Here is a 13,078-nt window from a genome sequence, read left to right on the forward strand (position 1 = left end):
GATATAATTAAAAAAGTTCATTACAAAGGAGAAAAAAAATGAAATTTAGTGCAAAAAAAGAGTTAGAAAAAGGTCAAGGTTATTGAACAGTTATTATTGAAGGTGAAAAATGAATTGAAGCAGTTAAAAAAGGAAAAAACAAAGTTGCTTCAACTATTACAATTCCTGGTTTTAGAAAAGGAAAAGCTCCAAAAGACAAAATAGAGAAATTTGTAACACCAGTAAAATATTTAAATGCTGCTTTACAATCAATTATTGATAGTGCATGAAAATTTGCATTAGATCAAAATTCTGATATTAAACCTTTTAATTCGCCAGTACCAACACCAAAAAAAATTAATGATACTTATTGTGAAATTGATTTTATTTTTGATTTAAAACCTGAAATAAACATTAAAGATTATAAGGGAATCAAAGATAAAGACCTAGTTAAAGAAGAAGTTAAAGTTTCAAAAGAAGATTTAGACAAAGCAATTGATCAATATAGAGAAAGATTTGCAATGGAAAAAGATAAAGATAAAGCCGCAAAAATTGAAAAAGGTGATGTTGTAACATTTGATTTTGAAGGATTTATTGACGGAGTTGCATTTCCAGGTGGCAAAGGACTTGATTTTAAACTTGATATAGGAAGCGGTAAAATGGTGCCGGGCTTTGAAGATAAAATGATTGGTAAATCAATTGGAGAATCTTCAATTGAAGTAACTTTTCCAAAAGATTACACACCAGAATTATCAGAAAAAAAGGCTGAATTTAAATTAAATATTAAATCAATAAAAGAAAAAATACTGCCAAATAAAGATGATGAACTTGCAAAAGATTTAAATATTCCAGAAGTTAAAACCTTCAAAGAATTACAAGATTATGTAAAAAAACAAATTAAAGAGCAAAAAGAAACACAACAAAAAACAATTTTTGTAAATAAGGTAATTGAATTAATATCTAAAAACTCTACTATTGAAATCCCTAAATCGGTTATAGATAAAGAAGTTGATAATTTATACAAAGAATTTGAAAATAAAGTTCAAAGTCAAAAATTAACTATGAAAGATTATAAAAAACAAACTGGTTTAACTGATGAAAATATTCGTGAAGAGTTAAGAAATGATGCAATTAAACGATTGGAAAGTTATTTAATTACTGATAAAGTAAGAAATACAGAAAAATTTGAAATTACTGAAGAAGACATTAATAATAAGTATTCTAGTTTGGCAAAATCATTTGGTGTTGAGCCTGACTATATTAAAAATAATTTACTTCCAGTTGACAATATAAAAGAAGAAATAACTAAAGAAAAAATAATCAATTTCTTATATGAAAATAATGGTTAAAATGTGAAAAATCACATTTTTTTTATTTTTTAGCACTTAATGGTTGCAAGTGCTAAAAAATATGTTATTATATTTTTGACCAAAGGAGGAATAAAATATGTCAAATCAAAGATTACCAATGCTAGTGACTAGAGGAAGTTATGTTTATCCAACATTTGAACAAATTCTTGAAATAGGGCGTGATAAAACTACACTCGCAGTAAAAGAAGCGGTTGAAAAATATGATGGACAAATTTTAATAGTTTCACAAAAGAAACCTTTAGAGGACGACCCACTTATAAAAGATTTATACGCATTTGGTATTTTAGCAAATGTAAAAATTAAAAAAGAATGAAAAGATGGTACATTAACAGTAAATATTAAATCAGTCTCAAGAGTTGAATTAATGAATATAGAGCTTGATGCCTTTTATACTGCTGAATTCCAAGTTAAGGAACCTTTAAAATCAGAAGACAAAGAAGCTTTGAAAAAAATAACAAAATATATTAAAGCTATGATCAATTCTCAAGAAGAGTTTCCTTCTGAGATTGAAGAAGTATTAAAAATGGCTTCTACTAATGCTGATCCTAACTATATTGTAGACTCTGCTGCACATCTAATGACATTTATGCCAATAAACAAAAAGCAAGCAATTCTTGAGGAGTTAGATCCAATTAAAAGAATTGAAATAATTAATGATTTTTTAGATGAAAAGAGACAGTCTGCAGACATAGAATCATCAATTAGTAAAAAAATAAAATCAAGGGTTGACGAGCAACAAAGAGAGTTTTATTTAAGAGAAAAATTAAAAGCAATCAAGGAAGAATTAGGAGACATGGATGGAGAGGGAGACGATATGAAAAAATATCGTACTCGTCTTGAAAATGAACCATTTCCAGATAATATTAAAAAAAGATTAAATCAAGAAATTGATAGATATGAAGGTTTACCCGCAGCATCTTCTGAAGCAAACATAATTAGAACTTATATTGATTGAATGATGCAAACTCCTTGATGACAAAAAACAAAAGAAAAAACTGATTTAAAATATGCAAAAGATGTATTAGATAAATATCATTATGGTCTAGCTAAAGTAAAAGAAAGAATTATTGAATACCTAGCTGTAAAACAAAATACTAATTCTGTTAAAGGACAAATAATTACATTAGTAGGTCCTCCAGGTGTTGGTAAAACAAGTTTAGCTAAATCAATTGCAGAAGCAATGGGAAGAGAATTTATTAAAGTTGCTCTTGGTGGGATTAAAGATGAATCTGAAATCCGTGGTCATAGAAAAACTTATATTGGTGCAATGCCGGGTAGAATTATTCAAGGTATGAAAAGAGCCGGAGTTAAAAATCCAGTTTTCTTATTAGATGAAGTTGATAAGATGGCAAGTGATTATAGAGGAGATCCAGCTTCTGCAATGTTAGAAGTGCTTGATCCTGAGCAAAACTCTAAATTCTCAGATCATTATTTAGAAGAGGAATATGACTTAAGTGATGTAGTATTTATCGCAACTGCAAACTACCCAGAGAATATTCCTGAAGCTCTATATGACAGAATGGAAATTATAGAACTTTCTAGTTATACTGAAATTGAAAAAATGAAAATTGCAAAAGAATATCTAGTTCCAAAAGTTCTAAAAGACCACGCTTTAAACTCTGACCAAGTTAGTTTTACTGAAGAAGGAATAAGCGAAATTATTAAACATTATACAAGAGAAGCAGGAGTTAGACAACTTGAAAGATGAATTGCGTCTATCGCAAGAAAATTTGTTGTAAAAATGCTTAATAAGGAATTAGAAAAAATTACAGTTACTCCAAAAATAGTAAATGAGTTTTTGAAAAAAAGAATATTTGAACATACAGAAAAAGACAAAGAAGCACAAATTGGTGTTGTTACAGGACTTGCTTATACTCAATTTGGTGGAGATATACTACCAATAGAAGTTAATCATTTTCCTGGAAAAGGTGGTCTTATATTAACAGGTAAATTAGGAGACGTTATGAAAGAGTCTGCTACAATTGCTTATGACTATGTAAAATCAAACTATAAACAATTTAATATACCAAAAGAAGTGTTTTCTGAAAATGATGTTCATATTCACGTCCCTGAAGGTGCTGTTCCAAAAGATGGACCAAGTGCAGGTATAACATTAACAACTGCAATTGTATCTGCTTTAACAAATAAACCAGTTCCAAAAGATTTAGGAATGACTGGTGAAATTACACTAAGAGGACTAGTATTCCCTATTGGTGGACTACGTGAAAAATCAATATCTGCACATAGAAGTGGATTGAAAAAAATTATTATTCCATTCAAAAATAAAAAAGATATTGATGATATTCCTGAAGAAGTTAGAAATGAATTAGAAATAGTTCTTGTTCAAAAATTCTCTGAAGTATATGAAGCGATATTTAATGAAAAATTGAAAAAAGTAGAAAAAGAACTTCCAATCGGAACACTGGCAAGTGATAAAAATAATAGTAAATCTAGTTCACAAGAAAAGCAACTTTAATAGTTGTTTTTTTAATTCCTAATATATACTTTTATTATAAGAAAGGTGTTAATTATGGATGGAAATAGTAATTTAGAAAATTTGTCTTTTGTAAAAAATTCTCAAAATCTTTCTAGTAAACCATTAAGAAAGAAAAAAACTGCAGATGAAAAACTATATAATTTCATGGACAAAAAAAAGAAACTTACATTTTTAAAAATTGTTTTCACATATGGGTTCAAACATAAGAAGTTATTTTTTACAGTTATTGGCGTTGTTATATTCAGTGCAATTTTAGTTAGTATTAACTCATTGTTAATTAATATAACATTAAACCAAGCTCAATATGATTATGATAATAAAATGGGAAAAAATTATAATTTAAAATGGTATTGGTGAATGCTAATTACACTTGGGGATTTAGTACTCTTATATATCTGTACTTTTATAAGAAACTCATTTTCAATTATACTTGCTGTTACAATAGAAGTTGAGTTAAGAAAACTAACAATTAAAAGATTACTTGAGTATGACATTTCATACTACTCAGATAAAAAAACAGGTAAACTAATGACAAAATTAGTAGGAGATACAAATATTGTTGGTAATGAAATATCTGGTCTTGTATCATGAATAATTCAAGCTCCACTTGTAGTTATTTTTGGAACAGGTGTTTTATTTTTTGTTGATGTTTATTTAGCATTAATTTCATCTGCTGCAGTATACTTGCTAGCTTTGATAATAATAATTATTGCTACAAGTTATCAAAAAAAAGTTACAGTTGTTAGAGAAGTCATTTCAGATATAAATGGTGATGTTGTTGATAGAATAAATGCTATAAAGTTAGTAAAATCATCTGCAACACGTAAGTATGAAGAAGATAGAATTGAAAATCTTCATAAACCTTATATTAAAGTATTCAAACCAATTTCTAGAATTGATGGAACACTTTTGGCTATTCTAATTGCATCAGATGTAATTATAAATTTATTAGTTATATCTTGTGCAGCTTTGTTATATGGTGATAATAACGTTAGTTACTTTGTTGCTGTAATTATCCCGATAACTACAGCGATGACTGGACTTACAAGACCGCTGTGACAAATAGCAGCAATTGTGCCAGGTCTTTCAAGAGCTTCTGCTTCTTCAACAAAAATATACGAAGTAATATATAAAGATCCGATTTTATTTGATAATAATGAAACCGGAGTATTATTTGATCAAGAAGTTAATAAAATAGAATTTAGAGAAGTGAAATTTAACTACCCTGAAAAACCTGAAATAAATATAATTCCCAACTTAAATATAACTCTAGAAAAAGGTAAGAGTTATGCTTTTGTTGGAGAAACTGGAAGCGGTAAATCAACTATCTCAAAACTTTTACTTAGATTTTATGACCCAACTGATGGTTGTGTTTTGATAAACGATATTAATTTAAAAGATTTTAATCTTAAAAGCTATTTAAGTCACGTTGGATATGTTGAACAAGAGCCACAAATTATTTATGGATCAGTATATGATAATGTTAAATATGGATATTTTGATGCAACTGACGAAGAAGTGCATGAAGCATGTAAAAAAGCGCAAGTTCACAATATAATAATGAGTTGACCAGAAACTTATAATACAATACTTGGTGAAAGAGGATTACTTTTAAGCGGAGGTCAAAAACAGCGTTTGGTAATTGCTAGAATGCTTCTGCGTAATCCAGAATTATTAGTTCTTGATGAAGCTACAAGTGCTCTTGACAATATTGTAGAAAAAGAAATTCAATCTCAACTTGATGAACTAATGAAGGGAAAAACAACAGTAATAATTGCACATAGGTTAACAACAATAAAAAACGTAAATAAAATTTATGTATTAGAATCAGGAAAAGGAATTGTTCAAGAAGGAACATATAATGAACTTGTAAAAACTCCAGGAAGATTTAAAGAACTTCACGATGCTGCAAATTCATAAACAGGAGGTTTTTAAATGGATAAGCCATTAAGTTATTTATTAAGACCAAATCATATTGAAGATGTAATTGGACAAAGTCACTTGCTCAATAATGATAATGGATTAATTTCAAAAATGGTAGAAAAAAAATTTGCAACTAATTTGATATTTTATGGTCCTCCAGGAATTGGCAAAACAACTCTTGCTATTAGTTTAGCTAATGACTTAGAAATTGAATATGATTTTTTCAATGCATCAAATGATAAAAAAGAAAAACTTCAAAAAATTATAAGCAATAATAATCAATCAATATTAATAATTGACGAATTTCATAGAATGAATAAAAATTTACAAGATTACTTACTTGAATATATTGAAAAAAAACAAATAATAGTTTTTATTACAACTACTGAAAATCCATATTTTGTAATAAATCCAGCTGTAAGAAGTAGATGCACAATTGCAAGATTAGAAGAAATTAGTGTACCAGAATTAATTATTGGAATTAAAAAAATATTAAAAAAAATTAAATCTAATACTAAATATGATAATGAAGCAATAAATGAAATTGCTTCTAGGTCAAATGGAGATTTGAGGTTTGCAATTAATATAATTGAAAATATTGAAAAACTATATAGCGATAAAAAAATTGACAAAAAATTTATTGAGCAATTATCATTTATTTCATCTGCAAAAGGTTCTAGTTATGGAGATGAATTTCATGACCTAAAATCTGCTTTACAAAAATCGATACGAGGTAGTGATGTTGATGCTTCATTACACTATTTTTCTAGATTATTAGAAATAGGAGATTATGAAACTCTAATGAGAAGGATGATAATTACTGCATATGAAGATATTGGACTAGCAAACCCTTCAATACCAGTTCGTGTATTTAATGCTTGTAATGCTTTTAGACAAGTGGGCATGCCAGAAGGTAGAATAATTTTAGGTCTTGCAATAATCGAAATGGCTTTGAGTGAGAAATCAAATTCAAGTATAAACGCAATTGATCAAGCATTAAATGATGTTAAAACTGGGAATGTTCCACCGATCCCTGGATATTTAAGAGATAATCATTATAATTCTTCATCTAATTTAAATGAAACGTATAATTATAAATATGCACATGATTTTGAAAATGATTATGTTGAACAACAATATTTGCCTGATAAAATTAAGAACAAAAAATACTATATAGCTAAAACTCATAATTTATATGAAAAAAAACTAATTGAAATATATAATAAATTTACTAACAAAGATGTCAAAAAGAAATAGAAGGGTAATTATAATATGAAATCGGTTTCTATAATTAAAAATGAATTAGAGAGTAATGGATATAATTGATTACCTTCTTATAAAAATATATATGAAAAAGTTTGATACAATATGGAAACCTATTTCGACGATGACGAAAGCGTTTTGTCAGCTTTATGAGCAAGCTTTAAAAGATATGACGAGGAAATGATAGGTATTGTATTTATAACAACAAAAAGAACTTTTACTTTAGAAATCATAGATAATCAAAATAGTACTCAAGTAAGATATTTACCTTTCGATTCTTATTCATTACACAAAATTCTTGTACAATATTCAAAGAGTGATTCAAAACTAAATTATTTATCATTACAAAACGATAGCTTTGGTAATGGTATTACATTTGCATGTCCGAATAAAAAAGTGATGAAACACTTTGTAGATACTTTGAGAGGTGTTACTGGAGGAGATATTGAAATTCTCCCAGATTCAGATGACCCACTACTAGCTAAAAACGAAAAAGAACAATTGATTGATGAGGATCTAGAGAAAGCCAAAGAAGTTGTTCCACATAAATATGAAGAAAAACATGAGGAACAAAAACCTATTCAAGAATCAGATTTATGAAAAAAATCTTCATTTGTTAACGAAGAAAAAGAAGTACCAATTCAAATTGTTCCAATTAAACAAGAAAAAAAACAAAAAAAAGTTAGTGAATATGCTTCAAAATGAAAATCTAAGTTATGACTTTTATGATTATTAATACCAATTTTCATTATTGTTGGTTTTGTGCTTTATGTACTATTTACGAGATCAATAATTTAACATAAACATATGTTATAATATTTTAAAGGAGTATTTAATTATGAGTGAAAAAATATATCAAATAAGCTCAGAACAAATAGGAGTAGTCTCTTTTTCAGAACCTTGATTTTTAGCGCATGTTGAAGTTGACGGTTCAGAACCTTTTCAAATGTTTTACCCTTCTCTTGATGAAGGAATTAAACGATTTGCACCATTTTTTGAAGAGCATGTAATAAACGTATGAAAAAAACTTGGTGAAGATGGTGAGAAAAAAATTAGAGAATTAAAAGATTATGTTATAAATGAGTGATATGATCCTGGAGTTGAAACAATGAGGAAAGCAATGTTTGAAACTTATGGTTATCCAGAATTTAGAGATAAAACAGGTAAAGAACTTATTGAAGACGGTTATGATTTTCTTGCCATAACAATTGGACATATATGTATTAGATTTAATAAGTTAAACTTCTATTTTAAAGACTTACATATTTCAACAAGAATAGTTGATAAATTTCTTGCAGTTGATTTTTGAACTAAGGCAAAACAAGATGCCCTTGATGAACTTGCAAATACTATTTTAAAATAAATTACTATTAATAGTAATTTTTTTTATGAAGAAATAATTATTCTCTTTATGATTAAATAATATTAGAATAACTAGGAGAAATTATGAACAATAATCTAGCGATTGAAATGAAAAATATCACAATGATTTTTAATAAAAAAATTATTGCAAATAATAACATAAACTTAAAAGTTAAAAAAGGTGAAATTCACGCTATAATTGGCGAAAATGGTGCGGGAAAATCGACTTTAATGTCAATTCTTTTTGGTTTATACAATCCAACATTTGGAGAAATATTCATTAATGGTAAAAGCCAAATTATCACAAACCCAGTTAAAGCAAATAAATTAGGAATAGGTATGGTTCATCAGCATTTTAAATTAATCGAAACTTATCCTTTTTGAAAAAACATATCACTTGGTAGTGAACAGACATTTCTTAAATTTTTTATTAATAAGCAAAAAACAATAAAAAAAATAACAGAAATAATGAATAAATATAATTTAAATATTGATTTAAATAAGAAACCAATTAATTCAAGTGTTGCTTCTCAACAAAAAGCAGAAATTTTAAAAGCGCTTTATAAAGAATCAAACATATTGATTTTCGATGAACCAACAGCCGTGCTTACTCCTAATGAAATTGATGGATTTTTAGAAGTTTTATTAAATCTTAAAAAAATGGGTAAAACAATCGTTTTTATAACTCACAAAATGGCAGAAATCAAAAAAGTTGCAGATACAGCAACCGTTCTTAGAAATGGCGAAGTCGTTGGCGAATTTGATGTAAAATCTACAACTGTTGAACAATTTGCAACTTCTATGGTTGGCCGTAAATTAAAAGAAGTTCATGTTAATTACAAAGAAATAAAAAAAGATGTAATTTTATCAATCGAAAACTTAAGTATGCAAAACCATAATAATCATAAAATTACAGCTTTGAAAGATTTCTCTTTAGAAATATCTAAAGGAGAAATTGTCTCAATTTCGGGTGTTGAAGGTAATGGTCAATTAGAATTAGTAAATGCAATTACAGGTTTATCAAAAATAAAAAAAGGTAAAATATTTATAAAAAATAATTTAATTAATAAAGCTTCTGTAACTAAAAGATATCATAAATATAAAATTAGTCACATACCAGAAGATAGACATAAACATGGATTAGTTTTAAATAATAATTTAATTGATAATATGGTTCTTCAAGATATATCACAAAAAAAGTTTAGCAAATTTGGGTTTATTAATTTTAATGCTGTACAAGAGTATGGACAAAACATTGTAAAAAAATATGATGTTAGAAATTCTCAATCTGGTTATGCAATTGCAAGACAATTATCGGGTGGAAATCAACAAAAGGCGATTGTTGGAAGAGAACTTGAAAGAGAAAGTGATTTAATTGTAATATTTCAACCAACCAGGGGATTAGATATCGGATCAATAGAGTTTATTCACTCAGAAATTTTAAAAGCTAAAGAAAAAGGTAAAGCAATTTTACTAATATCATATGAGCTTAGTGAGATCATTGCTTTATCAGACAGAGTTATCGTACTAAATTCCGGTAATAAAGTTGGTGAACTTAAGGGTAAAGAAATAAATATTGATAAAATAGGTTTAATGATGATGGGAGAAAGAATTTAAATGAAATTTAATACAAAATTTTGAATAAAGAAACAACATTTAATAAATTCTTTGACTTCTGAAAAAACTAAGAATAGTTTTTCAATTATTAAAGCGTCAGTATTGTCTATATTATTTGGTTTATTGATTGGTATAATAATTATATTTATAAATGGTGAAAATGGATTTGCTTTTATTGCTTCTTCAATTGAACAATCATTAAGTAATGACTCAAATACCTTTTTACCAACAACACTAAATTATTTTTCGACATATGCATTAATGGGAATAGGTCTAGCTCTTGGTTTTAAAATTGGTTTATTTAATATGGGTGGAACTGGACAAGCTGTAATAGGAATGACGCTAAGTGTATTAGCAATTGGGAACAAAGCGTCTGCTGAGGGAATGAGTTTTAAAGACATTGATAGTTCTTTTGTTATAAATGTGTTTTTTATATTTATATTTTCTGGAATTGCAATTTCATTAATTTCAGGGATACTAAAGGTCGCTTTTAATATACACGAAGTAGTAACAACTGTTATGTTAAATTGAGTAGTTTGAATTTTTTCAAATTGGTTATTTGATAGACCTACTTGAGAATGAAGTACTAATCATTCTACTGAAAAATTAAATAAAAATTGAGTTGCTATCGGGGATAATATTTGAGTTCTTGGTGTTATATTAACTTTAATATCAGTATTGTTAGTTTATATTTTGGTTAATTTAACAACTTTTGGTTACAAATTTAAAGTTGCAGGAAAACAACCAACAGCAGCAAAGTATGCAGGAATTAATATGAAATATTACATAATATTAACAACTGCATTACAAGGTTTATTTATAAGCATGGGTGGTTTTATCTACTACATGACAATTCAATTAAGTATAACAACAGGAAATGTATCAATGCTACCAACAATTGGTTTTGATGCAATCCCGATTGCATTGGTTGCATTTAGTAATGTTTTTGGCATATTACCTGTCGCATTTTTGTGAGCTATGTTAAAAAATGGTTCAGATATTGCAAAAGCAATTGAGTTCCCATTATTGTCAAAAGATGTTTCTACGTTAGTATTTGGTGCTATTACTTATGGTGCAGGTATTTCAGCGTTATTTTATAAATTAAATTTATATCAATATATTTACAAGAATACTTTTATATTCAAAGATTATAATTTTACTAAAAATTGATTTACTAAAAATAAATTAATTTGAAAATTGCGCAAACAAAAAATACTTATATATAAAAACGAAGAATTGCTAAAATTTAAAAATGAAGAAAATAATAAAAAAAACATTTTAAAATCTGATATTAAAAAGAATTATGATGATTTAATTAATCTTAAAAAATCAAATCAAAACTTAAATAATGATGAATACAAAAAATTGTTCGAATTAATAAAAAAACTAAATAATGATTTGAAAAGTCAAAAAACTTATTTTAGAAAAAATTATAGATACTTAAAAAAAGATATTAAAACATATATTAATTTCGAAATCAAAAAAGTTAAAGAAGAACTAAATATAAGTTGAGATGAATCAATAATTGATCATAAAAAATATTCCTTAATGGGTTTTAAAAAACAAAGTAAATTAAATATAAAAAATAAAAAATTCGATTTATTAAATAATTTAATATTTTCAATTAATAACGTAAATTCTAAAAAAATTAATCTTTTAAATGAAGTAAAAGTTCTAAATAAACTTATTAAAGATGAAAAGAAAAATTATAATATCAAAATTAAAGACTTAAATAAAAATTCAACAAAGGAAGAATATATAAATAAAAATAATGAACTAAAAAATAATTTCAAAACAATTATTGACCAATATAAAATAAAAAAACATGAATTAAAAAAAAGTAATTCAGAACTTATTAAAAAAATGTTACATGATATTAATGTACAAAATAAAAAAAGTGTAGATGACTTTATTGATATGAAAAATAATGTTAGTGCTAAAACTAAAGAAAATGTAGAACAAATTAAAAATAAATTTAAGGAATTAAAAAAAGATTTTAATTCTAAAAATAAATCATTAAATAAAATAAATGATAAATCTAAAAAAATATTTGAAAGAGATAAATATATTAATAAAGTAGAATATTATAATAAAAAACGTGAGGTGGTGAAAAATTATGTCAGTTAATATTTTGTTAGAGGCAATTTCAATTTACTTCGTAATCTTTTCATTAGCTTCTCTTTCTGGACTTATATCAGAAAGATCAGGTGTAATAAATGTTGGTATTGACGGAATGATGGTTATTGGTGCTTTAGCTTATGCAATAGTTGGTAGTAAAATGTATAAAAATGATAATACTCCAATTTTACAATTAGTTCCAATAATTGTAGCTGCAATTGTTGGTGGTTTATTCGCTCTTTTGCATAGTTTTGCTTCAATAAAATTAAAGGCAGATCAAATAGTTTCGGGTACTGCAATTAATTTATTTGCACAAGGAATTGCAATGTTTTTAACAACTACTAGAGGTTGAACAGAGTCTAATGGAACTTTAATTACATCTGGATATAAAATTGTTTCATTTTCAGGTACAAATAATATATTTACTTTATATCTGTTAATTTCAATTATAATTACTTGTTTTTCAGGTATATATTTTTCATTTACCAGAACTGGTGTTAGGCATATTGCAGTTGGTGAAAATCCTCAAGCTGTAAGTTCTTCAGGTATAAATGTTTTAAAATATAGATATTTAGCAGTTTTAACAAGTGGGTTATTAGCGGGTATATCAGGAGCATTTTTTGTAATATTAAAAAATAATGGTAACTTTTATGGAACAGTTAATGGATTTGGTTTTATCGCTTTGGCCATAATGATTGTTGGACAATGAAAAATCAGATTTACAGTTGTTGCTTCTTTCTTGTTCTCGGTATTTTTCACAATTGGGGAAAAAATATTTTATCTAACAAGTAACGAATGAATCAAAAGTAATGGTAATCTATTTAACATGATGCCATTTATATTGTCATTATTAACTATGATAACAATTTCAAAATTTTCAAAACCCCCAAAAAGTATTGGGGAACCATATGAAAAATCAAAAAGATAATTGTAAATTTATACAAATAAA

9 protein-coding genes are annotated in these 13,078 nt (G+C 26.4%); all 9 read left to right on the top strand.

What is annotated here, in order from left to right:
- The first annotated feature begins 38 nt into the window (after nucleotides 1-38).
- The 9 genes from tig (at nucleotide 39) to SLITO_RS01800 (ending at nucleotide 13,057) form a co-directional block, all read left to right on the top strand.
- On the top strand, nucleotides 39-1,328 hold the full coding sequence (gene tig / locus SLITO_RS01760) for a trigger factor (RefSeq protein ID WP_075058070.1): 1,290 nt from the start codon (nucleotides 39-41) through the stop codon (nucleotides 1,326-1,328).
- Between the two features lie 97 nt (nucleotides 1,329-1,425).
- Complete coding sequence (gene lon / locus SLITO_RS01765) at nucleotides 1,426-3,825, top strand: endopeptidase La (RefSeq protein ID WP_075058071.1); 2,400 nt, start codon at nucleotides 1,426-1,428, stop codon at nucleotides 3,823-3,825.
- A 54-nt stretch (nucleotides 3,826-3,879) separates the two neighbouring features.
- The gene (locus SLITO_RS01770) at nucleotides 3,880-5,766 is read left to right on the top strand and encodes an ABC transporter ATP-binding protein (protein WP_075058072.1); all 1,887 of its coding nucleotides are present in this window, start codon (nucleotides 3,880-3,882) and stop codon (nucleotides 5,764-5,766) included.
- 15 nt (nucleotides 5,767-5,781) lie between these two features.
- The gene (locus SLITO_RS01775; RefSeq protein WP_075058073.1) at nucleotides 5,782-7,026 is read left to right on the top strand and encodes a replication-associated recombination protein A; all 1,245 of its coding nucleotides are present in this window, start codon (nucleotides 5,782-5,784) and stop codon (nucleotides 7,024-7,026) included.
- 15 nt (nucleotides 7,027-7,041) lie between these two features.
- Entirely contained in the window at nucleotides 7,042-7,830 is a 789-nt protein-coding gene (locus tag SLITO_RS01780; protein ID WP_075058074.1) for a hypothetical protein, read from the top strand.
- A gap of 40 nt (nucleotides 7,831-7,870) precedes the next feature.
- Nucleotides 7,871-8,395, top strand: coding sequence for a hypothetical protein (locus tag SLITO_RS01785; protein WP_075058075.1), 525 nt, complete (start codon nucleotides 7,871-7,873; stop codon nucleotides 8,393-8,395).
- Between the two features lie 83 nt (nucleotides 8,396-8,478).
- Complete coding sequence (locus SLITO_RS01790) at nucleotides 8,479-10,011, top strand: ABC transporter ATP-binding protein (protein ID WP_075058076.1); 1,533 nt, start codon at nucleotides 8,479-8,481, stop codon at nucleotides 10,009-10,011.
- Nucleotides 10,012-12,138 (top strand): ABC transporter permease, encoded by a 2,127-nt coding sequence (locus SLITO_RS01795; protein WP_075058077.1) that lies wholly within the window; start codon nucleotides 10,012-10,014, stop codon nucleotides 12,136-12,138.
- Nucleotides 12,128-13,057 (top strand): ABC transporter permease, encoded by a 930-nt coding sequence (locus SLITO_RS01800; protein WP_075058078.1) that lies wholly within the window; start codon nucleotides 12,128-12,130, stop codon nucleotides 13,055-13,057. Before SLITO_RS01795 ends, SLITO_RS01800 begins: the two co-directional genes overlap by 11 nt.
- Nucleotides 13,058-13,078: the final 21 nt, after the last annotated feature.

This window comes from Spiroplasma litorale (genome assembly GCF_001267155.1).
Lineage (GTDB): Bacteria > Bacillota_I > Bacilli_A > Mycoplasmatales > Mycoplasmataceae > Spiroplasma_A > Spiroplasma_A litorale.